Origin of the sequence: Cognatilysobacter segetis (assembly GCF_004359965.1) — a bacterium.
Lineage (GTDB): Bacteria > Pseudomonadota > Gammaproteobacteria > Xanthomonadales > Xanthomonadaceae > Cognatilysobacter > Cognatilysobacter segetis.
This window is the reverse complement of sequence record NZ_SMRQ01000037.1, coordinates 1-21,874: the sequence shown is the minus strand read 5'-3', so window position 1 is coordinate 21,874 and position 21,874 is coordinate 1. Positions and strand designations below refer to the sequence as shown.

General features: G+C 71.3%; 21 protein-coding genes. 3 read left to right on the top strand and 18 right to left on the bottom strand.

What is annotated here, in order from left to right:
• The first annotated feature begins 82 nt into the window (after positions 1-82).
• Positions 83-739, top strand: coding sequence for a thiopurine S-methyltransferase (locus E4F61_RS09580; protein WP_133479442.1), 657 nt, complete (start codon positions 83-85; stop codon positions 737-739).
• Between the two features lie 61 nt (positions 740-800).
• Here E4F61_RS09580 and E4F61_RS09575 read toward each other — a convergent pair whose 3' ends face one another.
• From E4F61_RS09575 to E4F61_RS09530, 10 genes are all read right to left on the bottom strand, one after another.
• On the bottom strand, positions 801-4,037 hold the full coding sequence (locus E4F61_RS09575; protein ID WP_162301464.1) for an EAL domain-containing protein: 3,237 nt from the start codon (positions 4,035-4,037) through the stop codon (positions 801-803).
• Positions 4,038-4,204: 167 nt separating this feature from the next.
• A complete protein-coding gene (gene asnB / locus E4F61_RS09570) occupies positions 4,205-5,932 on the bottom strand; it encodes an asparagine synthase B (RefSeq protein WP_133479440.1) in 1,728 nt (575 codons plus the stop codon).
• A gap of 252 nt (positions 5,933-6,184) precedes the next feature.
• Complete coding sequence (locus E4F61_RS09565; protein WP_133479439.1) at positions 6,185-7,636, bottom strand: UdgX family uracil-DNA binding protein; 1,452 nt, start codon at positions 7,634-7,636, stop codon at positions 6,185-6,187.
• Between the two features lies 1 nt (position 7,637).
• A complete protein-coding gene (locus tag E4F61_RS09560) occupies positions 7,638-8,870 on the bottom strand; it encodes a putative DNA modification/repair radical SAM protein (RefSeq protein ID WP_133479438.1) in 1,233 nt (410 codons plus the stop codon).
• A gap of 73 nt (positions 8,871-8,943) precedes the next feature.
• Positions 8,944-9,651 (bottom strand): UdgX family uracil-DNA binding protein, encoded by a 708-nt coding sequence (locus E4F61_RS09555; protein ID WP_133479437.1) that lies wholly within the window; start codon positions 9,649-9,651, stop codon positions 8,944-8,946.
• A complete protein-coding gene (locus E4F61_RS09550) occupies positions 9,651-10,496 on the bottom strand; it encodes a polysaccharide deacetylase family protein (protein ID WP_133479436.1) in 846 nt (281 codons plus the stop codon). The genes E4F61_RS09555 and E4F61_RS09550 overlap by 1 nt, the downstream gene beginning before the upstream one ends.
• A 68-nt stretch (positions 10,497-10,564) precedes the next feature.
• Positions 10,565-11,278 (bottom strand): 23S rRNA pseudouridine(2604) synthase RluF, encoded by a 714-nt coding sequence (gene rluF, locus E4F61_RS09545; protein WP_133479435.1) that lies wholly within the window; start codon positions 11,276-11,278, stop codon positions 10,565-10,567.
• 52 nt (positions 11,279-11,330) lie between these two features.
• Positions 11,331-11,600, bottom strand: coding sequence for a GNAT family N-acetyltransferase (locus tag E4F61_RS09540; protein WP_133479434.1), 270 nt, complete (start codon positions 11,598-11,600; stop codon positions 11,331-11,333).
• Positions 11,601-11,658: 58 nt separating this feature from the next.
• Complete coding sequence (locus tag E4F61_RS09535; RefSeq protein WP_133479433.1) at positions 11,659-12,258, bottom strand: rhomboid family intramembrane serine protease; 600 nt, start codon at positions 12,256-12,258, stop codon at positions 11,659-11,661.
• A 31-nt stretch (positions 12,259-12,289) separates the two neighbouring features.
• Positions 12,290-12,922, bottom strand: a complete 633-nt coding sequence (locus E4F61_RS09530) for a glutathione S-transferase family protein (RefSeq protein WP_133479432.1) — start codon at positions 12,920-12,922, stop codon at positions 12,290-12,292.
• Positions 12,923-13,002: 80 nt separating this feature from the next.
• On the opposite strand from E4F61_RS09530, the gene E4F61_RS09525 reads away from it, so the two are divergent.
• Positions 13,003-14,766 carry a M14 family metallopeptidase gene (locus E4F61_RS09525; protein ID WP_133479431.1) on the top strand — a complete coding sequence of 588 codons (1,764 nt, stop codon included), beginning with the start codon at positions 13,003-13,005 and terminating at the stop codon, positions 14,764-14,766.
• A gap of 47 nt (positions 14,767-14,813) precedes the next feature.
• Positions 14,814-15,809: an MliC family protein gene (locus tag E4F61_RS09520; protein WP_133479430.1), complete on the top strand. Its 996-nt coding sequence runs from the start codon at positions 14,814-14,816 to the stop codon at positions 15,807-15,809.
• On the opposite strand, the gene E4F61_RS09515 is transcribed toward E4F61_RS09520, so the two are convergent.
• From E4F61_RS09515 to rsmD, 8 genes are all read right to left on the bottom strand, one after another.
• Positions 15,810-16,559: a DUF72 domain-containing protein gene (locus E4F61_RS09515; protein ID WP_133479429.1), complete on the bottom strand. Its 750-nt coding sequence runs from the start codon at positions 16,557-16,559 to the stop codon at positions 15,810-15,812. It lies immediately after the preceding gene.
• A 42-nt stretch (positions 16,560-16,601) separates the two neighbouring features.
• The gene (gene thpR / locus E4F61_RS09510) at positions 16,602-17,144 is read right to left on the bottom strand and encodes an RNA 2',3'-cyclic phosphodiesterase (protein ID WP_133479428.1); all 543 of its coding nucleotides are present in this window, start codon (positions 17,142-17,144) and stop codon (positions 16,602-16,604) included.
• 95 nt (positions 17,145-17,239) lie between these two features.
• Positions 17,240-17,863, bottom strand: a complete 624-nt coding sequence (locus E4F61_RS09505) for an alpha-ketoglutarate-dependent dioxygenase AlkB (protein ID WP_133479427.1) — start codon at positions 17,861-17,863, stop codon at positions 17,240-17,242.
• Positions 17,864-17,932: 69 nt separating this feature from the next.
• Positions 17,933-19,663, bottom strand: a complete 1,731-nt coding sequence (gene ggt, locus E4F61_RS09500; protein WP_133479426.1) for a gamma-glutamyltransferase — start codon at positions 19,661-19,663, stop codon at positions 17,933-17,935.
• Positions 19,663-19,926, bottom strand: coding sequence for a YfhL family 4Fe-4S dicluster ferredoxin (locus tag E4F61_RS09495; RefSeq protein WP_133479425.1), 264 nt, complete (start codon positions 19,924-19,926; stop codon positions 19,663-19,665). Before E4F61_RS09495 ends, ggt begins: the two co-directional genes overlap by 1 nt.
• Positions 19,927-20,089: 163 nt before the next feature.
• A complete protein-coding gene (locus E4F61_RS09490) occupies positions 20,090-20,587 on the bottom strand; it encodes a hypothetical protein (RefSeq protein WP_133479424.1) in 498 nt (165 codons plus the stop codon).
• Positions 20,588-20,607: 20 nt separating this feature from the next.
• Complete coding sequence (gene coaD, locus E4F61_RS09485) at positions 20,608-21,105, bottom strand: pantetheine-phosphate adenylyltransferase (protein ID WP_133479423.1); 498 nt, start codon at positions 21,103-21,105, stop codon at positions 20,608-20,610.
• On the bottom strand, positions 21,102-21,734 hold the full coding sequence (gene rsmD, locus E4F61_RS09480) for a 16S rRNA (guanine(966)-N(2))-methyltransferase RsmD (protein ID WP_133478651.1): 633 nt from the start codon (positions 21,732-21,734) through the stop codon (positions 21,102-21,104). Before rsmD ends, coaD begins: the two co-directional genes overlap by 4 nt.
• Positions 21,735-21,874: the final 140 nt, after the last annotated feature.

The following is a 21,874-nucleotide window of genomic DNA, read 5'->3' as shown; positions in this document are numbered from 1 at the left end:
TGAGCCCGCGGCTGCCATGCCCGTGCACTGGCAGCGGCGGGCGCCGTCGCGGACACTCGCGCTTCCCCGGGAGGACGCGCGCATGGAACCGGATTTCTGGCTCGACCGCTGGCATCGCGGACAGATCGGCTTCCACCAGGACCGGCCCACCCCGCTGATGCTCAAGCACTGGCCGGCGCTCGACGTCGCGCCGGGCTCGCAGGTGTTCGTGCCCCTGTGCGGAAAGTCGCTGGACATGGCCTGGCTGGCGTCACAGGGGCTGCGCGTGCTGGGCGTCGAACTCGCGGAGGACGCGGTGAACGCGTTCTTCGCCGAGCACGGCCTGCAGCCCGTGGTCGACGAAACCGCCTACGGCCGCCGCTACGCCGCCGGTGCCATCGAAATCCTGTGCGGGGATGCGTTCTCGCTCGATGCCACGGTGCTTGGCGACTGCGCCGCCGTGTTCGACCGCGCGGCGATCATCGCCCTGCCCCCAGCGATGCGCGAGCGCTACGTCCGCGAACTCTACGCGCGGCTTCCGACGGGGTGTCGCGGGCTGCTGATCACGCTGGAATACCCGCAGCACGAAAAGGCCGGCCCGCCGTTCTCGGTGGCGGAAGCCGAGGTGCGCGCGCTGTACGCGCGCGACTGGACCGTGCGGACGCTGGAGCGGCGCGCGATCCTCGACCAGCAGGCATCGTTCGCGGCGGAAGGCGTCACCGCTCTCGACACCGTCGTCTACCAGCTCGACCGCCGATAAGGGCGGGTCGGCGCGGCGAGCCTCCCGTAGGACGGACGCAGCTTCCCGCAAACGCGGCCGCTCAGGCCAGCGCCGCGGCCAGCCGCGCCTGCTGCACGTAGCGCATGAGCAGCGGCATCAACTCCTCGAACGGCATCGGGCGCGCGAGCAGGTAGCCCTGCACCTCGTCGATCTGCCGCGCGCGCAGCCAGTCGAGCTGGAGCGCCGTCTCGACGCCTTCGGCCACCGTGCGGATATCGAGGGCGTGCGCCAGGCCGATGATCGAATTGCAGATCGCCGCGTCGTCGTCGTCCGAGCCGAGGTCGCGCACGAACGAGCGGTCGATCTTCAGACGATCGATCGGGAATCGCTTGAGGTACGCGAGGCTGGAATAGCCGGTGCCGAAGTCGTCGATGGAGAAGCTGACGCCCAGCGCCGCGATCTGCCGCATCAGCTCGATCGCGCGCTCCGGGTCCTGCATCAGCAGCCCCTCGGTGATCTCGAGCTCCAGCACCTCGGCCGGCAGGCGGTGCACCTCGATCGTGGCGCGCACGTGCTGCAGGAGGTCGTCGTTGAACTGCGCCGGCGACACGTTCACCGCCACGCGCAGGTGCGGCAGCCCCGCGTCCGCGAGCATGCGCCAGTGCCGGGCGGCCTGGTCGAGCACGCGGCGGCCGAGTTCCACGATCAGGCCGCTCTCCTCGCACACCGGGATGAACTCACCCGGCAGCAGCAGGCCGCGCTCCGGGTGACGCCAGCGCACCAGCGTCTCCAGCGCGACAGGACGTTCGTCGCCATCGAACAGCGGCTGGAACACCGGCACGAACTCGTCGCGCTCCAGCCCGCGGCGAAGTTCCGCGACCAGCTGCACGCGCCGCGACACGCCATCGACGAATTCGTTCTGGAACGGCACCGCCCGGTTGCGCCCCTGGCGCTTCGCCTGGTGCATGGCCAGGTCGCCGTGCTTGAGCAGCGTCTCGACGTCGGTGCCCGCCTCGGGGAACCGGCACCAGCCGATGCTGGCGGTCAGCGTCTGCTGCGATGCGCCGGTATCGATCGGGCGGTTGAGCGCCTCGTTGATGCGGCGGATCACTTCGGCCGCGCCGGCATCACCCAGCTGCTCGGTGAGGATGATGACGAATTCGTCGCCCCCGAAGCGCGCGACGGTGTCGGTTTCGCGGGCGACGGTGCGCAGGCGGTTCGCGACCTCGCACAGCACGAGGTCGCCGGCGCTGTGGCCGAGCGTGTCGTTGACCAGCTTGAAATCGTCGAGGTCGACGAAGATCAGCACGCCGTCGCGGCCGTAGCGCTGCGCGTTGAGCAGCGCCTGCTGCAGGCGGTCCTGCAGGAGCTGACGGTTCGGCAGGTCGGTGAGCGCGTCGTGCGTCGCGCGGTAGGCCAGCCGCTCCTCGTAATTCTCGCGCTCGCTCATGTCGAGCATGCCGCCGACCACGCGCAGCGCGCGGCCGGTGGCGTCGCGCTGGATGAAGCCGCGGTCGATGACCAGCGCATAGCTGCCGTCGCCGCGTCGGTAACGGTACTGCGACTGCCACTCGGCTTCGGGGCCGGCAAGCACGCGACGCAACCCGGAGGTCACGCGCACGTGGTCCGCCGGGTGAATGCGCGCGAGCCACTCGTCGTTGCTCGGCAGCGTGCCCGGCAGCACGCCGAAGCGCGCGTAGTAGCTCTCGCTCCACCAGACGGCGCCCGACTGCAGGTCGAGGTCGTAGATCGCGTCGCTGGTCGCACGGGACACCAGCCGGAACCGCTCGTCCGCGCGTTCGCGCTCGGTGACGTCCTGCGCGGCGATCAGGCGCGAGCGGCGGCCGTCGAACTCGATGTCGTGGTTGTAGATCGCCATGCGCATGGCATGGCCGTCGCGATGCAGGTGCGTCCAGACTCGACCCTGCGGGCGATCGCGCGAGTCCTCGCGTGCCGCGTTCACCAGCGCCTCTCGCTCGGATTCGGGCCGGATCGACAGCATGCTCGCGCCGACGAGCTCCTCGCGGGCATAGCCGTAGTGCGCGACCATCGCGTCGTTGACCGCGAGGATCGTCAGCGACTCGCGGTCGAAGACCCACATCGGCAGCGGGTTGTGCTCGAACAGGAAGCGGTAGTCGGCCTGCGCGCGCAGCGCGGCCTCGCGCGCCTCGACGAGGTCGGTGATGTCCTGCTGGAAGCCGCGCACGATCGGATGGCCGTGCTCGTCCGTCGTGTAAGCAGAGCGCGCGAGCACCACGCGCTCGGCGCCGTCCGGTCGGCGGATCCGGAACTGCTGCTCGTTCGGCGTGCCGTCGCGCGCGAGCTTCTCGCCGCTCGCGAGCAGGCGCGCGCGGTCGTCGGGATGCACGAGCTCGAACACATCCTCGATGCGCATCACGCGCACGTCCTCGGGCAGGCCGTAGATGCGCGCACCCTGCGGCGTGACGTGGATCAGGCCGCGCTCGGGCTCCCACTGGTATTCGGCGAGCCGCGCCAGTGCCTGCGCCTGCTGCAGGCGGTCCTCGCGATTGCGCACGGTATCCAGCGCACCGGCGAGGCGTTCGATGAGTGCGTCCTGCTCGTCGCGCACGCGCTCGAACCGTCGCACCAGCCAGCCCCAGGCCAGCGCCATCAGAAGCGCGACGACGACGATCGCGGCGGCCGGGCGACCCCACAGGTCGAGGATGTTCGGCGGTTCGGCGCCGACGACCACCGTGAGGCCGGTGCCGTCGATGCGACGGAACGCGTGTTCGCGGCGGCGGCCGTCGCCGAGCGTCGCGGAGGTGTAGCGGCCTTCGTGCAGCCCGCGGCGCTCGGGTGCGAACAGCGGGGAGGTCCGCATCGGTCGCCCCGGCGCACGGTCGCTGTCGAACGAACCCGCCACCAGCAGGCCGCCTTCATGCACCAGGCTGACGAAATCGCGGCCGCCGAGCCGGTAGCCCTTGACGATGTCGGTGAGCAGCGCGGCGTCGACGCGGGCCGTCGCCACGCGATCGCCGACGCGCTTGGACACCGGCACCTGCCAGCGCCCCGCGCGCTTGACCGGCGCGCCGACGTAGGCGAGCGCGCGCCGCGGTGCATCGGTCGGGAGCGCTGGCCGCACGACCAGTCCCTGCATCGGCACCACCGACCGGCCCGGCGCAGCGGCGACGGACGCATCGAGCTGGCGCCCGAGCAGGAACAGGCGGTCGCGCAGCTGGCGTTCCACCGCGTCCGTGACCAGGCGGCTGCGTTGCGCGCGCGCCGCCTGGTAGTCGCGGTATTCGGTCGCCACCAGCAGCGCGGCGATCACCGGCAGCAGCGCGACCAGACCCCAGCCCATGGCGAGCAGCCGCATGCGGCCCTCGCGGGGGAGTCCTGCGGTCTCCCGCGACTGCCTGGTGCTCGCGTCGATGGAACTCATGCCATTGCGTCGTCCGTCTGCAGTGCGATCACGCGGCGGTCGACGAGGGCCGGCGCAGCGTTCTCCGCTCCGTTAACGGACGCGCAGCGGCGTTCCTTGAGTCATGCGGGCGTGACGTCGGTCGCGACCGGCCGCGCCGCATCGGCCCGCGCCGTGCCATGCGCTGCCGCATGGACGCCGGCGACGGCGCGTCCCGACGGGTCGGCCGCGGCCGCGAACGCGGCATCCCAGGCGAGCGCGGCGGGCGTCGAACAGGCGATCGACCGGCCACCGGGCACGGTCCGCGCGCAGGCGTCGCCCGGGACCCAGCGCTCGAACAGGCTGCGGTAGAGGTAGGCCTCCTTGCCGAGCGGCGGATTGACCGGGAACCGCTGCGCGACCGTCGCGAACGCGCTGTCGGGCACGGCGCGGTCGGCGTGGGCCTTGAGGGCGTCGATCCAGCCGTAGCCGACGCCGTCGCTGAACTGCTCCTTCTGCCGCCACAGGATCGCGTCGGGCAGCAGGCCTTCGAAGGCCTCGCGCAGCACCGCCTTCTCGATGCGACCGTTGCCGGCCATCTTCGCCCGGGCGTCCATGCGCATGGCGACGTCGAGGAACTCGGTGTCCAGGAACGGCACGCGCGCTTCCACGCCCCAGGCCATCATCGACTTGTTGGCGCGCAGGCAGTCGTACTGGTGCAGTGCTGCGAGCTTGCGCACCGTCTCCTCGTGGAACTCGCGCGCATCGGGCGCCTTGTGGAAGTACAGGTAGCCGCCGAAGATCTCGTCGCTGCCCTCGCCCGACAGCACCATCTTGATGCCCATCGCGCGGATGCGCCGCGCCAGCAGGAACATCGGTGTCGACGCGCGGATGGTGGTGACGTCGTAGCTCTCGACGTGGCGGATCACTTCGGGCAGCGCGTCGATGCCCTCCTCCACCGTGTAGGTGAAACCGTGGTGCACGGTGCCGATCGCCTCGGCCGCGATCTCGGCGGCGGCAAGGTCCGGCGAGCCGTCGAGCCCGATCGCGAACGAGTGCAGGCGCGGCCACCAGGCTTCGCTGCGATCGTCGTCCTCGATGCGTCGCCGCGCGTAGCGTGCGGCGACCGCGGCGACGAGCGAGGAATCCAGCCCGCCAGACAGCAGCACGCCGTACGGCACGTCGCTCATCATCTGCCGGTACACCGCCCGCTCGAAGGCCTCGCGCAGTTCGGCCTTCGGAACCTCGACGCCCTGCGTCGCGTCGTACAGGCGCCAGTCGCGCGCGTGGTAGCGGCGCACCTGCCCGGTCGCGCTGTCGTACCAGCACCCGGGCGGGAACGGCGCCACGTCGGGACAGGTGCGCGCGATCGCCTTCATTTCCGACGCCGCCCACACGCGGCCGTCCGCGTCGTGGCCCCAGTACATGGGGCAGACGCCGATCGGATCGCGCGCGAGCAGGAAGCGGCGCTGCTCGCCGTCCCAGAGCGCGAAGGCGAAGATGCCGTTGAGGCGGTCGAGCCACTCGCCCACGTCGCCGCCACCGGCGTACAGCGCGCTGATCGGCTCGCAGTCCGAGCCCGTGCTGAACGGGTAGTCCGGCATCGACGCGCGCAGCTCGCGATGGTTGTAGATCTCCCCGTTGACCGCCAGCACGAGGTCGCCATCGCGCGACACGATCGGCTGGGCACCGCCGACCGGATCGACGATGGCCAGGCGTTCGTGCACCAGCAGCGCCGCACGGTCGGCATGCACGCCGCTCCAGTCGGGGCCGCGGTGGCGCTGGCGCGCGGACATCGCGAGTGCCAGCGGACGCAGCATCCGCAGGTCGGCATCGGTACGGAGATCGAAGGCGGCGAGGATCGAGCACATGGCGGGCGTCTCTTCGTGGGGGATGAAAACGAAGAAGCCCGCACTTTTCAGTGCGGGCTTCGTGGTCGATGAGCGTGGATGCTGCGCGCGCTAATCGCCGGCCCGCGGGAGGCTGGCGTTATTGCGATTGTTGTTCACGCGCGCGACGCCGCGCCCGTTCAGGGCGGCGGACCGGTCGGTGGCGCGAAGCAGGCTCATGGGTCGATCGTGCCCGCCGCGACGACCGCGCACAAGCGCGTGGGCGACCGTTCGTCAGCCGGCCACGTCCGTGGCTACCGACGCCGCGGTCGGGCCGTCACCCGCGAGTGCGGCCGCCACGCGCGCCAGGTCTGCGACCAGCGATGCGTAGGCGTCCTCACTTTGCCCGACCGGCTGCCGCAGCACCCACGCCGGATGGACCGTCGCCAGCACCGGCGTTCCGTCGGCCGCGCGATGCCAGCGTCCGCGCTCGCGCATGAGGGCGAAACCGCGTCCCATCACCGCGGTCGCGGCCGTCGCGCCGAGGCAGACGATGCGCTCGGGCCGCACGAGCGCGAGTTCGCGCTCCAGCCAGCCGCGGCAGGCCGACTGTTCCGCGGCATTCGCGCGCACATGCAGGCGGCGCTTGCCGCGCAGCTCGAACTTGAAGTGCTTGACCGCATTGGTCAGGTAGGCCGACGCGCGGTCCAGGCCCGCATCGGCGAAGGCGCGATCCAGCAGTCGGCCCGCCGGCCCGGTGAACGGCTCGCCGCGCAGGTCCTCCTCGTCGCCCGGCTGCTCGCCGACGACGACGATGCGTGAATCCCGCGGGCCGACGCCGGCGACGGCCTGCGTGGCGGGCCGCCACAACGGACAGGCGCGGCAGCCGCGTACGGCGGCGCGCAGCGCGTCGAGGTCGCCGCCGGCTGACGGGTCCGGGACCACCGGCGCGGGGATGATCCGCCGCGGCGGCACCGGTGCGCGCGCGACCATCGCATCGACGCGCGCCGACGCGCCGCGCACCAGCTGCGGCAGTTCACGTGCTTCGGGCAGGTGCTTCCAGAAGCGTGCCGGCATCTCCGCGCGCATCGCCTTCGTGTTGAGGCGTGCAGGATTGAAGATGCTCGCGTAGTACCGGCGCCACAACGCTTCGCCGGCATCGCCGGTGGGTACGTCGTCGCGATCGCCGCCCTCGCCCAGCGTCATCGCCTGACCGTCCCAGACGGCGCGCCGGTCGGGCGTCAGGATCGCCCATCGCATCCCCGCGAACCGGCGCATGAAGAACGGCGCCGCGAGGTCGACGATGAAGTGGTCGGGCTCGTACCAGGCCACGAATGCGTTCGCTTCGCCCGGAACCTCGCGGAACCGCACGAACGCATGCATCTTGTGGACGTCCCGTCGCACCGCCTTTTCCAGTTGCCGCGCGCGGCGCATGTCGGGGTCGGTGTCGTGCGCGAGCAGCCCCGGCTCACCACGGGTCAACCGCCACAGCAGCCGGTACAGCAGCGCATGGCGGTGCGGATCGCGGTGCGCGAGAACCGCTTCCGCGAGCGCGATGAAGCCCCCGGGCACCGACGGCGCATCCTGCAACGGCGGCGCCTCGGCGAGCGGCGTCGAGCCCAGCAGGCCATCGCCCCGCGCGTCCCAGTCGATCGCCTCGGGCGGAACGCCGGCGCGCAAGGCGGTGCGCGCCGCGTCGCGCCAGCCGGCGAGCGCCCACGGCGGATCGAGCCTCGCGCGCCACATCTCAGAACAGCGCCGGCTGCCGCGGCGCGGGCGCCAGCTTCGCGCGCACGAGATCGGGCCGGTCGAGTTGTCCGCGCGGGCGATGGTCGAGCGTCTCGACGAACGGAAGCACCTTTCGCAGGCTGACGCCGAGCCGCGCGAGGTCGTCCAGCCGCAGGCGCGAGAAGCGTCGGGACGACAGCACGCGCTTGACCGTCTTCGTGCCGAAGCCCGGCACGCGCAGGAGCATCTCCTTCGCCGCGGTGTTGACGTCGACGGGAAAGCGCTCGGGATGCCGCAGCGCCCACCCGAGTTTCGGATCGACGTCCAGGTCGAGCATGCCGGCGCCGGCCTCGCGCGGTGCGATCTCCTCGACCTCGAATCCGTAGAAGCGCATCAGCCAGTCGGCCTGGTACAGGCGATGTTCCCGCACCAGCGGCGGCGACTTCAGCGGCAGGACGACCGACGCATCCGGGATCGGGCTGAAGGCGGAGTAGTAGACGCGCCGCAGGCGGTAGTTACCGTAGAGGTTCGCGCTGGTGTCGAGGATGCTGCGATCGTCCGCGCCGTCGGCGCCGACGATCATCTGCGTGCTCTGCCCCGCCGGCGCGAACGACGGCGCATGCCGCGCCTTCGCGCGATCCTCCTTCGCCTCGTCGATGCGCCAGCGCAGCTGGCCCATCGCGCCGCGGATGCTCGACGTCGTCTTCTCCGGCGCGAGCGTCGACAGGCCGGCCTCGGTCGGCAGCTCGACGTTGATGCTCAGACGGTCGGCATGGCGGCCTGCCGCGGCGAGCAGCTCGGGCGATGCCTCGGGAATGGTCTTGAGGTGGATGTAGCCGCCGAAGGCGTGGTCCTCGCGCAGCGAGCGCGCGACCTCGACGAGCTGCTCCATCGTGTAGTCCGCGTTGCGGATGATGCCGCTGGAGAGGAACAGGCCCTCGATGTAGTTGCGACGGTAGAAGTCGAGCGTCAGCCCCACCACTTCGTCGACCGCGAAGCGCGCCCGCTGGACGTTGCTGCTGCGTCGGTTCACGCAGTAGGCGCAGTCGTAGATGCAGAAGTTGGTCAGCAGGATCTTGAGCAGCGACACGCAGCGGCCGTCCGGCGTGTACGAGTGGCAGATGCCCATGCCACCGCTGCTGCCGATGCCCCCCGTGCCCAGCGAATCGCGCTTCTTGCCCCCGCTCGACGCGCAGGACGCGTCGTACTTGGCGGCATCGGCGAGGATCGCGAGCTTGTCGATCGTGTTCATGCACGCGCCTCTCGCCGGGAACGCCAACGTACGGGGCGCGCGTATCAGCCTGTGAGACGCCGGCTGAACCGGTTCAGCCGGCGTCGTCGACCGCGGTCAACAGCGCGAGGTCGTCGCGGAAGCCGCGATAGGCGAGTTCGCGCTCCTCGTCACCCGGCTGACGCAGCACCCAGGAGGGATGCATCGTGGCGAACGCGCGTCGGCCGTCGAGCAAGGTCTGCCAGCGGCCGTGCTGCTTCATCAGCGAGAACTTCGCGCCGAAGACCGCCTTGGCCGCGATGGCGCCCAGGCAGACCACGACCTCCGGCTTCACGGTCGCGATTTCGCGCTCGAGCCAGAGGTGGCACGCCTTCTGCTCGGCCGGCGTGGGCTGCTTGTGGATGCGGCGCTTGCCGCGCGGCTCGAACTTGAAATGCTTGACCGCATTCGTGAGGTAGAGCGTGTCCGCATCGATGCCCAGCTCGTCGAGCGCACGGCGGAACAGCAGGCCTGCGGGTCCGATGAAGGGTTCGCCCGCGAGGTCCTCGCGGTCGCCCGGCTGTTCGCCGACGACCACGATCCTCGCGCGAGCGGGCCCTTTGCCGAACACCGTCTGCGTCGCCGGACGCCACAGGTCGCAGCGCTTGCATGCGGCCGCGGCCTCGCGGAGCGCCTTGAGCCCGCGTCCCGCCGGCTCCGGCGCCGTCCCTTCCGGCACCTCCGGAAAACGTTGCGCACGTGCGCGCGGGGTGCGGGGCGTGCGCGCGCCGGCCGGAGGGGTCGACGTCGCGCGCGTCGGCATCAGCCCGTCGCCTCGAACAGCGGGCGATAGGCCGGCGCGACGTCCTGCACCAGGCGCGCCGCCGGCAGTTCCACCGTGCGCATGCCGTCGGCATACGTGCCGACCTGGTACGGCGGGACGATGAAGCGCAACGCCATGATCTTGCCGTCGCCGTCCAGCACCGGCTCGAACACCGCGAAGTCGGACGGATCGGGCTCGGTGCCGCCTTCGATCAGCGCGCTCGCGGACTTGATCGCCGCGGCGCGCTCCCCGGGCGCGACCTTGTCGGCGTCGAGCCGCTGTTCGAGCTCCGCGTGCAGTTGCGTCCGCACGTCACCCGCGATGCGTTCCCAACTGCTGGGCTGCGGGAAGAGGTCCGCGGCCGTGAGGCGGCGGTTGCGCGGCGGCAGCCAGACCCAGCGCTGGATCAGCGGCGTGCCGTGCGCGCCGCCGGTGTAGGCGCTGCCGTCCACCGCGAGCACCACCATCGTCGGCGACTCGTGCTTGAGCTTGAACTCGAGCGACAGCTCGTACGGGCCGTCCCCCGCCTTCGGCGGGCGCTGCTTCACCGCGTCGAGCACCTGCTGCCGGGCCTGCGTGGCATACCGCTGCGCCTCGGCCGCGAGGCCGGGGTAGCGCGCGAGCCCGGTCGGATAGCTGATCCCGATGATGTGGTCGGACGTCGTCTCCAACTCGTCCTTGAGCTGCGCGCGCGGCGTCGACGGAATCGGCTGGCGCGACGCGGCGGTCGCCGCCGGCGTGCGCGATGCGCCGTCGCGGTCCTGGCAGGCACCGAGCAGCAGGCAGGCGAGGACCGACGCGACGAGGATCAGGGCGCGTCGGGAGAGGCGGGAAAGCGAGGTCATGGAGCGTCGGCGGCAGCGGGCGTGCACAAGAAATTAATGCGCGCCGCGTGATGCCCGTATCGACGCGTCTACCACTCCGTGCGCGAGGGCAGCAGCGCGCGAAGCTCCGCGTCGGTCAGGTTGCGCCAGCGGCCGGGCTTGAGGTGGCCCAGCTGCACGCTGCCGATGCGCACCCGGACCAGCGTCTTGACGCGGTAGCCGAAGTGCGCGGCCATGAGGCGGATCTGCCGGTTCAGGCCCTGCACGAGGACGATGCGGAAACCGAACGGCCCGAGCTTGCGCACCTTGCACGGCAGCGTTGTCTGGCCGTGCACGGGCACGCCGCGCGCCATGCCGCGCACGAACTCCTCGGTCACCGGCTTGTTCACCGCGACGAGGTATTCCTTCTCGAGCTTGTTCTCGGCACGCAGGATCTCGTTGACGATGTCGCCGTTGCTGGTCAGCAGGATCAGCCCTTCGGAGTCCTTGTCGAGCCGGCCGATCGGAAAGATGCGCTGCTCGTGCCCCACGAAGTCGACGATGTTGTCCTTGACGCCGCTTTCGGTCGTCGAGGTCACGCCCACCGGCTTGTTCAGCGCGATGTAGACGTGGCGGCGCTTGCCGGGCGCTGCCTTGCGCAGCGCGAGCTTCTGCCCGTCGACGAGGATCTCGTCGCCCTCGCCGACTTCGGCGCCGACGCGCGCGCGAAGGCCATTGACGGTGACGCGCCCTTCGGCGATCAGCCGATCGGCCTCGCGCCGAGAGCAGGCGCCGGTGTCGCTGATGTGCTTGTTCAGGCGCATGGTCGGGCCTCGGGCGGGGCGCGCATGCTGCCACGCCCGCCGCGCGCGTGCATCAAACGAGCAGGTCCGCGTATTCGGCGTGGCGCCGGCTCCACGCCTCGGCGTAGCTGCACAGCGGACGCACCTTCAGGCCTTGCGCCCGCGCGTGCTCGAACGCCGCGCGGACGAGGTCGCCCGCGATCCCGCGCCCGCCAATCGCGTCCGGCACGCCGGTATGCGTGATCGACATGACGCCGTCCTCGATGCGGTAGTTGACCTCGGCTTCGTGTCCGTCGGCGACGACGATGAAGCGCTCGTTCTCGGGCTGGTGCTGGACGGTCATGGCGATCTCCTGGGGAAGCCGTGCAGATAGCAGCCGCGGGATCGACGGCCGGTGAGCGTCAGCCGAAGCGCGGCGACGCCAGCGCCTGCAGGAAGTGCGCGCCGACGCGCGAATCCATGAGCAGCATGAACAGCACCCCGTAGATCGCACCCGACAGGTGCGCGTTGTGGTTCACGCCGTCCATCGAGTTGCGGTCCGCCCACCAGGACCAGCCGACGTAACCCACGCCGTAGAGGATGCCGGGGATCGGGATCGGCACGAAGATCATCATCCACGGGTCGATCAGGATGGCCGCGAACAGCAATGCCGCGACTGCGCCCGACGCGCCGAGGCTGCGATAGCGGCCGTCGTCGCGATGGCGCAGGTAGCTGGGCAGGATCGCCACCACGATGGCCGACAGGTAGAACAGCGCGAACACGACCGGACCCGCGAGCGCCGTGATCACCTGTTCGGTCAGCCGCCCGAAGAAGAACAGCGTGATCATGTTGAACAGCAGGTGGGACAGGTCGGCGTGGATGAAGCCGTGCGTGAGCAGGCGATCGACCTGCCCGCGCTTGACGGCCGGCGGCCACAGGATGAGCCGCTCGGCGAGGCGCGGGTTCTTGAACGCAGCCCACGAGACGATCGCGGTCACGGCGATGATGAGGAGTGTGATCATTCGGTCGTCGGTGGTGTCGGTCGGAAGGCGCTCAGGCCCATTCGGTCAGGCCTTCGCGCGCGTAGAGCGCCGCGAACGAGGGGCGCGACTTCATCCGTGCCGCAAGCCCGCCCAGGTGCGGCCAGCGATCGCCCGGACGCGGCATGCCGCGCGACCAGCGCAGCAGCATGGCCAGGTAGAAATCGGCCACGCTGGGTTCGCTGCCGAGCAGGAACGAGCCGCGGGCGGCGAGGTGGTCGTCGAGCCGCTGCCACGCGGCCTCGATGCGCGGTGCCACGTGTTCCCGCGCCAGCACGGCATGCGCCTCGCCCGCGACCTCGTGCGGATACCACCAGATGCGGAACAGCGGCTGCACCGCGTTCGCGAGATGGAACATCCACTGGTGGTAGGCGGCGCGCTGCGGCGCGTCCATCGCGGGCGCCAGGCGGCCTGCGGCATGCCGGTCGGCCAGCGTCATCGCGATGGCCGCGGCCTCGAACATCGGGCCGTCGGCGTCCACGTAGGTGGGCACCACGCCGTTGGGGTTCAGCGCGAGGTATTCCGCGCTCCGCTGCTCGCCGGCCGAGGTATCGACGCGACGCAGCTCCACGTCGAGGCCCAGCTCGATCAGAAGCCAGTGGACGACCATGCTCGCGGCGCCGGGCGCGTAGTAGAGGGCGCGCATGCGGAAATTCCTGCGGAGGGGCCGCGCATGATCGCACGGGCACGCGGCTACCATGCGTCGACCTCCCTCGCCGGCCCGCCATGAACCGCCTTCCCCTCGCCGCCGCCCTGCTCGCCCTGTCCCTCCCCCTCTTCGCGCAAGACGCGCTGACCACCGTCGCCGAGCGCAGCGGGTTCGTGCGCACGGGTCGCTACGATGAGGTGATCGCCCTCTGCGACGCCTTCGCCGCGCGCTATCCGCAGGCCGTGCGCTGCGAGACTTTCGGCACCACCCCCGAAGGCCGCCCGATGAAGGTGCTCGTCGCGTCCACCTCCGGCGCGTTCACGCCCGAGGCCGCGGCCGCGCGCGGCCTGCCCGTCACGCTCATGCAGGGCGGCATCCATGCCGGCGAGATCGACGGCAAGGACGCCGGTTTCCTCGCGTTGCGCGAGATGCTCGACGGAAAGCTCGCCCGGGGCGCGCTGTCCAGGCAGGTGTTCCTGTTCGTCCCGGTGTTCAACATCGACGGCCACGAGCGCTTCAAGGCCTGGAACCGGCCGAACCAGCGCGGTCCAGAGGAAATGGGCTGGCGCGCGACCGCGCAGAACCTCAACCTCAACCGCGACTACATGAAGGCCGACGCGCCGGAAATGCGCGCGATGCTCGCGCTGATCGAGCGCTGGGATCCGCTGGTCTACGTCGACCTGCACGTCACCGACGGCGCCAAGTTCCAGCACGACGTCTCCATCCAGGTCGAGCCGGTGAACTCGGGCGACACGGCACTGCGCAGCGCCGGCCGCGCACTGCGCGACGGCACGATCGCCGATCTCCGTCGCCACGGCGGCATGCCGCTGCCGTTCTACCCCTCCTTCATTCGGGGCGACGACCCCGCCTCCGGCTTCGAGGACGGCGTGTCGACGCCGCGGTTCTCGACCGGCTACATGCAGTTGCGCAACCGCATGGCCATGCTCGTGGAGACGCATTCCTGGCGTCCGTACGCGTATCGCGTCCGTACCACGCACGATGCGATCGTGTCGGTGCTGCAGCAGGTGGCGACCCGCGGCGTGGCGTGGCAACGCGTGGCGCACGAGGCCGACGCGCGCGCCTCCCGCCTCGCGGGCCAGCCGGTCCCGCTCGACTACAAGGCGACCGACGCGTTCCGCACGATCGAGTTCAAGGGCTATGCCTATACGCGCACGCCGTCGGCCGTGTCCGGCGGCCTGATGACGCGCTACGACGAAACCAAACCCGAAATCTGGCGCGTGCCGTTGCACGACGTGGTCGTGCCGCGCACCACGGTCGACGCGCCGCGTGCGGGCTATCTCGTGCCGGCCGCGTGGACCGCCGCGGTGCTGCCGACGCTGGATGCGCACGGCGTGCGCTACGAGCGGATCGCGGCGCCGCTCGCGCGCGTCGATGCCCAGGCGTGGCGGGCCGATTCGATCACGTTCACTTCCGACTCCTTCGAAGGCCACCAGCGCCTCGACGCCAGCGGACGCTGGTCGCCGGCTGTCCAGTCGCTGCCCGTGGGCTCCGTGTACGTGCCGATCGCCCAGCCCAAGGCGCGGCTGGTGATGGGCCTGCTGGAACCGCAGGCGCCCGACTCGGTCGCGGCCTGGGGCCGCACGAATGCCGCCTTCGAGCGCAAGGAATACATGGAGGATTACGTCGCCGAAGAGGAAGCCGAAAAGATGCTGGCGGCCGATCCCGCACTGCGCGCCGCGTTCGAGAAGCGCGTGCGCGAGGACGCGGCGTTCGCCAAGAGCCCGCAGCAGCGGCTCGACTTCTTCTATCGACTCCACAGCGCCTGGGACGATCGCTACGGCCTGTATCCCGTGCTTCGCGTGGACCGCGACCCGCGCTGACGCCGGCTCGACACCGCGCCGCGCAGGTTGCGCCGGGAGGTGACGCCATGAGACTTCGAACCGCCTTCGCCTTCGCCTACGGCGCGCTCGCGCTCGCCGGCTGCACCACGCCGACCGCGCCGGCGCCGCCCGGCGCCGACGCACGACCGGCGCCGGTCGCGGAGACGATCCGCGGCACCGCCACCTATCTCGAGCGGATCAAGATGCCGCCGGGGGCCTCGTTGCGTGTCGAGCTCGTGGACGCGGGCTCCGGTCGCACGCTGTCCACGTCGCTCATGCGCGACGTCGCCGGACCGCCGATTCCGTTCGCCATCGCCCGCCCGGCCGGCGCGTCGCCGGCCGCCGGGTACGCGCTCCGCGCGCTGCTGCTCGGACCGCGCGGCGAACGCTGGTTCGAAACGCCGGCACCGGTCGCGGTGCCGGGGACGTATCCCGTCGAACTGCGCCTGCGTCGCGTGGCGACGGGCGAATCGGCTGCCCCGCCGACGCCCGCTGGCGTCGCGCACTGGGAATGCGGCGAGCTGGGCGTGATGTCGCGCTACGAGGCGGGCGCCGCCCGGGTGCAACTCGCGTTCAACGGTCATCGCCTGGCGCTGCCGATCGCGCGGTCCGCCTCCGGCGCGCGTTACGCCGATGCGCGCGGCAACGAGTTCTGGACCAAGGGCGCGACCGGCCGCCTCGCGCTCGCGGGCGAGCCCGCGCGCGACTGCGTGGAAGCCGCGCAGCCCTCACCCTGGAACACGGCCGCGCAGCAGGGCGTCGCGTTCCGCGCGGTCGGCAGCGAGCCGGGCTGGTCGGTGCAGGTCGCAGGGACGCCCGCGATGCTCGATGCGCAACTGGATTACGGCGAGCGCCGCCTGCGCGTGCCCGTGACCGCGGTGCAGAACGGCTTCGAGGGCGAAGCCGATGGCAAGCCGCTGCACCTGCGTGCGGAACGTCGCGCCTGCCAGGATGGAATGAGCGGCCAGTCGTTCGAGGCGACCGTCACCCTCGAGGCTGGCGGCCGCACGTATCGCGGTTGCGGCGCCTGGCTCCAGGACTGACTACCCCGCGGCGTCCGTAGCGAGTAAGGCCTCCAGCCGCATGGCGTCGATCGGCGCGTGTCCCCGTGCGGTGTTGTCCATGATCACCCACGGCTCCGCGCCTGCATCGCGCGCCGCACGCACGGCCTGCGCCCAGGGTGCGAGGCGCTCGTCGCCATAGGCGTCGTAGTACACGGTCGGCGAGCCGTGCAGGCGCCAGTAGCGCACGGGCCCGGCCCCACCAGCGATCGCCGCCTCGGGCACGCGCGCCGGGTCGGCAGCGACCCGGGCGACGCCATGGCGCGCCCAGAACGGATCGAGCGACGGCTCGAACCATGTCGCGTGCCGCGGTTCGCAGACGATCGGCGCGTCCAGGTGCGACCTCAGCGTTTCGAAGAACGCACCCGCCACGTCCGCCTCGAACGCGAGGCTCGGCGGCAGCTGCACCAGGATCGGCCCCAGGCGGTCACCGAGCTCGCGCACCTGCGTCGCGAACGCGGACACCGTCTCGTCGGGCTCCCGCAGCCGCGACTGGTGCGTGACCGCACGGGGAAACTTCACCGCGAACCGGAAGCCGTCGGGGACCTGCGCCGCCCACTTCGCGTACGTGCGCGGCTGGTGCGGCCGGTAGAAGGACGAGTTGATCTCGACCGCGTTGAAACGCCGCGCGTAGCGCTCGAGGTGGCTGCCCTCGCCGGGAAACAGCGTGGCCTGCGCGGTGGGGATGCTCCAGCCCGCGCAGCCGATGCGCGGTACGGCGTTCGTCGTCATGCGCCCAAGGCTGCATCAGCGCCGGGTGCGCGTCGTGAACGATCAGGCCGCGAGCGGCCACCGTGCGAGGACGTCGTAGGCGCCGTCGTGGCTGTGCACGAGGACGAAGTCGTCGACCGACCACGAGATGGGCCCGGTGGGAATGTCCGCGAGGCGCGCACGGATGTCGCGGCGCACCGTCACGTGCGGCGAGAACCGGGGCGGCCCGCGGGTCGACAGGCCGGCACGCTCGAGCGCACGGCCGAGGTCGGACCACAGTGCGTCGAGTCCCGAATTCCCCGCCGGGGCCAGCCAGCCCACGCGCGCACCGGGGAAGCTGCCCGCGTGGTCGACCACGAGATGGAAGGCGCGCGCCCGCACCGACGCCGCGGCCGCGCCGGCCTGCTGCACGGCATCGCCCGGCCGGCCGGGCCAGCCGCCGAGGAAATGCAGCGTCAGGTGGAGCTTGGCCGGGTCGACGCGCCGGCCGTCCGCGAACGCGGCGATTCGATCCGCGGCATCCGCGAGCGCGGAGCGGACCTCGTCCGGCGGCCACAACGCGAAGAAGAGGCGGTGACTGCCGCCGGACCGGGGGGAATCGCTCATCGTCCGAGTGTAGGCGCGCTCCGCTGCCACGCCGGGCGGTCCCGGTGCCGGCTTTGGCCTCGGCTCAGGTTGCCGGCGCGGTTCCGCCGCGCGCCTCAACCCGCGGGCCGATAGCCGCGCAGCAGGTCCGTGCCGGGTTGACGGGCGCGGAAGGCCAAGCTGATGCGCGGCCCGACGGGCAGGCGCGTTTTCGGTATGCCGTGGTCGTGCGTGAGCTGCGACGCGTGGCTCATGACCAGCAGGCTGCCGGCGGCAAGCGGCAGGCGGATCCGGCGGCCCGGCACGCCGGGTTTGGGCGTGATCACTATGTCGCGCTCGTCACCGAGCGAGAGCAGCGCGATGGGCTGCCGCGGCGCCAGCGCATGCAGCGTGTCGTTATGCGGCGCCACGCTGTCGCGACCGTCGCGATACAGATTGAGCCCCACCGAATCGAAGGGGGCGTCGACGACCGCCCGGATCGCGTCCCGCGCCTCCAGCACCGCGGCGGGCACGTCTGCGGAGCCGAGTGCGTATGAAGCGATGAGGCGCGGCACGTCGACAACGCGCTCGTACATCGGCCGTTGCAGGGAACGCCACGCGGCGTCGCGACGCAATTCGTTGAACCACCGGGACGCGCGGGGACCGTCGATCAATCCCGGTCGGTAGCGGATGCCGCCTTCCGCGTCGTCGAACAGCACCTGTTCGGCGACGTCGAAGAGCGCGGGCTGCAACGGCTGCATACGACGAGCATGGCCTCGCAGGGGCGTCGCGCCGGTGAACGCCGGCGCCCCGCCCGGCTGCTCCCAGGACTATTTCGCTGCGCTCGCTACCGGCAGGACGTCCGCCTTGCCGGTCGGATTGCGAGGGTCGGTGCCGCCTTCGAGCGTGTTGCCGCGCTTGTCCCAGGCGACGGTCTGCAGGTTGCCCCAGGCCGACTCGGCCGCATTGACGCGGTGGCCCATGGCTTCCAGCGCGCGAACCGTGGCGGGGTCGAGCGCGCCGGCTTCGGCGGAGATCACGTCGGGCATCCACTGGTGGTGGATGCGCGGCAGTGCGGCGACCTGCTGTGCCGACAGCCCCGCGTCGTAGCCGAGCATGCCCAGCAGGACCTCGGTGATGATGCGGCTGCCGCCCGGCGCGCCGATCACCACGAGCTTGCCCGGCGAGTCCATGAACGTCGGTGTCATCGAGCTCAGCATGCGCTTGCCCGCCTTCGGCGCGTTCGCTTCGAAGCCCATCACGCCGAACGCGTTGGCCGTGCCCGGCTTGAGCGCGAAGTCGTCCATCTCGTTGTTGAGCAGCACGCCGGTGCCGGGCGCGACGAGGCCCGAGCCGTAGGTCAGGTTGACCGTCTGCGTCGCCGACACGAGGTTGCCCTGGGCGTCGATGATGGAGAAATGGGTGGTCTCGTCGTCCTCGAGGGGTGCCGGCTGGCCCGGCAACAGCTCGCTCGGCGTCGCCTTCTCGGGATGGAGGGTGGCGCGCAGGCCGGCCGCGTAGTCCGGCGACGTCAGGCGCGAGACCGGCACCTTCACGAAGTCCGGATCGCCGAGGTAGATCGTGCGGTCCCGATAGGCGCGGCGCATCGCTTCGACGAGCACGTGCGTGCGATGCGCAGGATCGAGCTTCGCGAGGTCCCAGCCCGAGGCGGTCTGCAGGATCTCGGCCAGCGCGACGCCACCGGACGACGGCGGCGGCGCGGTCGTCACCTTCCAGCCGCGGTAGTCGAACCGCAGCGGCGCGCGTTCGCGCACGCGGTAGTTCGAGAGCTCGGCGGGCGTCCAACGGCCGCCCTCTTCCTTCACCGTGGCGAGCAGGCGGGTCGCGGTCTCGCCCGTGTAGAAGCCGTCGCGGCCCCGCGTGGCGATGAGCTCCAGCGTGCGCGCGAGGTCGGGCTGGCGGAAGGTTTCGCCGACCTTCGGCGGATCGCCATCGGAGAGGAACACTTCGCGCGTGCCGCGGTACCGTTCCATGACGCTGCGGCGGCTCGCGTAACCCTTTTCAAGCCGCGCATAGACGGGGAAGCCGTCGCGCGCGATGCGGATCGCCGGCGCGAGCGTGGTCGACAGCGGCAGACGTCCGTACTTCTGCGCGATGTGGACGAGCGCGGCCGGTAGGCCGGGAATGCCCGCCGACCACGGACCGTTCTGGGCGCGGTCGCGGTCGAGGTCGCCCTTCGCGTCGAGGAACGCGGCGGGCGTCGCCGATTCCGGTGCCGTCTCGCGGGCGTCGACGAACACGTCGCGACCGGACTTCGCGTCATGCAGGAGGAAGAAGCCACCGCCGCCCAAGCCCGAGCTGACCGGTTCCACGACCGACAGCATGCCCGACACGGCGACCGCCGCGTCGAACGCGTTGCCGCCCTTGCGGATCATGTCCAGACCGGCTTCCGTCGCGAGCGAATGCGCACTCGCGATCGCCGCACCGGGTGGATGCGCGGCGACCTTCGCTGGCGTTTTCGCCGTGGCGGGCAGCGTGGCGCAGGACAGCAGCGCCACGGACAGGACACGGGCGAGGAACGTCAACGGGATCGATCGCATCAGGCGTGCTCCAGGGGGCCGCCGGCCAGCGCGATGGCCTTGGCCAGCAGCGCCTCGCGGCTTTCGGGGTGTTCGGGGTCCGGGTCGATGCACTCGACCGGGCAGACGACGACGCACTGCGGTTCGTCGAAATGGCCGACGCACTCGGTGCAGCGTGCGGGATCGATCACGTAGATGACCTCGCCCTGCGAGATCGCCTGGTTCGGGCACGCGGGTTCGCAGACGTCGCAGTTGACGCAGAGATCGGTGATCCGGAGGGACATCGCGCAGCCTCGGTGCAAGCAACGATTGTCGCACCCGGTGGCGAACCGCACGCTGACGCGGCCGCCACGGTGCGGCGCGGCCGCTGGAACGATCGCCCCAAAACGCGACGGCCGGCGCAGGGCCGGCCGTCGCCTCGGTACGCGGCAGGCGCCGCGCCCGGTCTTACTTGGCTTCGGCGAACTCGAACTTGGCGCCCGACGGCTTGACTGCCGCCTCGACGCGATCCTTGTCCGCCGCGTCGCCGATGAACAGAACACGCACGCCCTTCATCGTGTCGGTGCCCGCCTTCTCGAAGGCCGTCACGATCATGTCGGCCGTGCGCTTGGAATCGGGCGAGCCGAACGCCATCAGCGTGCCTTCCACGCCACCGCGCGAAACGTCTTCCTTCACCTTGTCCACCTGCCGCTGGTAGGTGTCCTCGAACCCTTCGGAGTTCGGCGAAGGCAGCGTGTACGGGTAGACGCTCTGCGAACCGTCCAGGTGGCGGGTGACCTGGTCGGTGATGTACGCGTTCCAGGCGTTTTCGTCGTCCGGGTTCGCCGGCTTGGCGACGGCGGCCTTCGCGGTCTGGGTGTTCTGCGTGCCTTCGTCCTTCTTGCACGCCGCCAGGACCGGCAGGGCGAGCACGGCGAGCAGCAACAGGCGGGTCGTGGTCTTCATGGATTTCCTCGGGGTTGACATCAGTTGCGCCGCCAATGGGCCTGCAGCGCGGAGGCCACCGCCGGCGGCACGAAGCCGGAGACGTCCCCGCCGAGGCGGGCGATCTCGCGTACCAGCGATGATGAAATGAAGCCGTATTGCTCGGCCGGGGTCAGGAACAGCGTCTCGGCCTCCGGGATCAGGTGGCGGTTCATGCTCGCCAGCTGGAATTCGTATTCGAAATCCGAGACCGCGCGCAGGCCGCGTAGCAGCACGCCGCCGCCGACCTCGCGCACGAAGTTGGCGAGCAGCGAGTTGAAGCCGCGCACCTCGACGTTCGGATGGTGGCCCAGCGCCTCGCGCGCCAGCTCGACGCGCTGTGCAAGCGGCATCGCCGGCCCTTTCGACGGGCTCTCGGCGACGCCGATCACCAGGCGCTCGAACAGCGGCGCCGCGCGGTCGACGAGGTCGACGTGCCCGTTGGTGATCGGATCGAAGGTGCCGGGATAGACGGCGGTGCGGTTGCGGGCCGCGCTCATGGGTTCTCGCATCGGGACGACGGCTCCCCGGCCGCCGGATCGGGATCGAGTGTAGCAGCGGCCGCTGGCCCCGCCGCCGGGACGCGGTAGAGCGCATGGCGGACCTCGCGGGTGCGGCCTTCGCGGTGCAGCGCCCAGTGGTCCGGCACGCCAGGGTCGACGTCGGTGGGGGACTCGACGTGCACCAGCGCGTCGGGCGCCAGGCGCGGCGCGAGGGCCGGCCACACGCGCGTCCAGAGCCCGCCTGCAAACGGCGGATCGACGAAGGCGATGTCGAACGTCTCCGCGGTGCCGGCCAGCCACGCGAGCGCGTCGCCCTGCACCACGCGCCCGCGCGCGCCGCCATCGAGGCGGCCGAGCGTGCCGCGCAGCGAGGACGCGAGTGCGGCGTCGCGCTCGATCAACACGGCGTCGGCCGCGCCGCGCGACAGCGCTTCGAGGCCGAGCGCGCCTGTACCCGCGAACACGTCGATCACGCGCGCGCCCGGCAGGTACGGCATCAGCCAGTTGAACAGCGTCTCGCGGACGCGGTCGCCGGTGGGCCGCAGACCGGGAGACGCCGGCACGTCCAGGCGCGTGCCGCGCCAGTGGCCGCCGATGAGGCGGATCTTTCCCGCGGGCTTGTTCATCGGGGGTGTCGGGGGGCCGGTGCTAGCATGTCGCGCCCATTTTCCCCCAATTCCGACGCCTGCCGATGCTGAGTTTCCTGCGCCGCAAGAAGCCGAACGAGCCCGAGCGTCGACTGTCGGTCGAGGAACTCGCCGCGGCG

Coding starts and splice junctions, on each gene's coding strand:
- E4F61_RS09580 (WP_133479442.1), top strand. CDS start 83: ATGGAACCGGATTTCTGGCTCGACCGCTGGCATCGCGGACAGATCGGC.
- E4F61_RS09575 (WP_162301464.1), bottom strand. CDS start 4,037: ATGCGGCTGCTCGCCATGGGCTGGGGTCTGGTCGCGCTGCTGCCGGTG.
- asnB (WP_133479440.1), bottom strand. CDS start 5,932: ATGTGCTCGATCCTCGCCGCCTTCGATCTCCGTACCGATGCCGACCTG.
- E4F61_RS09565 (WP_133479439.1), bottom strand. CDS start 7,636: ATGTGGCGCGCGAGGCTCGATCCGCCGTGGGCGCTCGCCGGCTGGCGC.
- E4F61_RS09560 (WP_133479438.1), bottom strand. CDS start 8,870: ATGAACACGATCGACAAGCTCGCGATCCTCGCCGATGCCGCCAAGTAC.
- E4F61_RS09555 (WP_133479437.1), bottom strand. CDS start 9,651: ATGCCGACGCGCGCGACGTCGACCCCTCCGGCCGGCGCGCGCACGCCC.
- E4F61_RS09550 (WP_133479436.1), bottom strand. CDS start 10,496: ATGACCTCGCTTTCCCGCCTCTCCCGACGCGCCCTGATCCTCGTCGCG.
- rluF (WP_133479435.1), bottom strand. CDS start 11,278: ATGCGCCTGAACAAGCACATCAGCGACACCGGCGCCTGCTCTCGGCGC.
- E4F61_RS09540 (WP_133479434.1), bottom strand. CDS start 11,600: ATGACCGTCCAGCACCAGCCCGAGAACGAGCGCTTCATCGTCGTCGCC.
- E4F61_RS09535 (WP_133479433.1), bottom strand. CDS start 12,258: ATGATCACACTCCTCATCATCGCCGTGACCGCGATCGTCTCGTGGGCT.
- E4F61_RS09530 (WP_133479432.1), bottom strand. CDS start 12,922: ATGCGCGCCCTCTACTACGCGCCCGGCGCCGCGAGCATGGTCGTCCAC.
- E4F61_RS09525 (WP_133479431.1), top strand. CDS start 13,003: ATGAACCGCCTTCCCCTCGCCGCCGCCCTGCTCGCCCTGTCCCTCCCC.
- E4F61_RS09520 (WP_133479430.1), top strand. CDS start 14,814: ATGAGACTTCGAACCGCCTTCGCCTTCGCCTACGGCGCGCTCGCGCTC.
- E4F61_RS09515 (WP_133479429.1), bottom strand. CDS start 16,559: ATGACGACGAACGCCGTACCGCGCATCGGCTGCGCGGGCTGGAGCATC.
- thpR (WP_133479428.1), bottom strand. CDS start 17,144: ATGAGCGATTCCCCCCGGTCCGGCGGCAGTCACCGCCTCTTCTTCGCG.
- E4F61_RS09505 (WP_133479427.1), bottom strand. CDS start 17,863: ATGCAGCCGTTGCAGCCCGCGCTCTTCGACGTCGCCGAACAGGTGCTG.
- ggt (WP_133479426.1), bottom strand. CDS start 19,663: ATGCGATCGATCCCGTTGACGTTCCTCGCCCGTGTCCTGTCCGTGGCG.
- E4F61_RS09495 (WP_133479425.1), bottom strand. CDS start 19,926: ATGTCCCTCCGGATCACCGATCTCTGCGTCAACTGCGACGTCTGCGAA.
- E4F61_RS09490 (WP_133479424.1), bottom strand. CDS start 20,587: ATGAAGACCACGACCCGCCTGTTGCTGCTCGCCGTGCTCGCCCTGCCG.
- coaD (WP_133479423.1), bottom strand. CDS start 21,105: ATGAGCGCGGCCCGCAACCGCACCGCCGTCTATCCCGGCACCTTCGAT.
- rsmD (WP_133478651.1), bottom strand. CDS start 21,734: ATGAACAAGCCCGCGGGAAAGATCCGCCTCATCGGCGGCCACTGGCGC.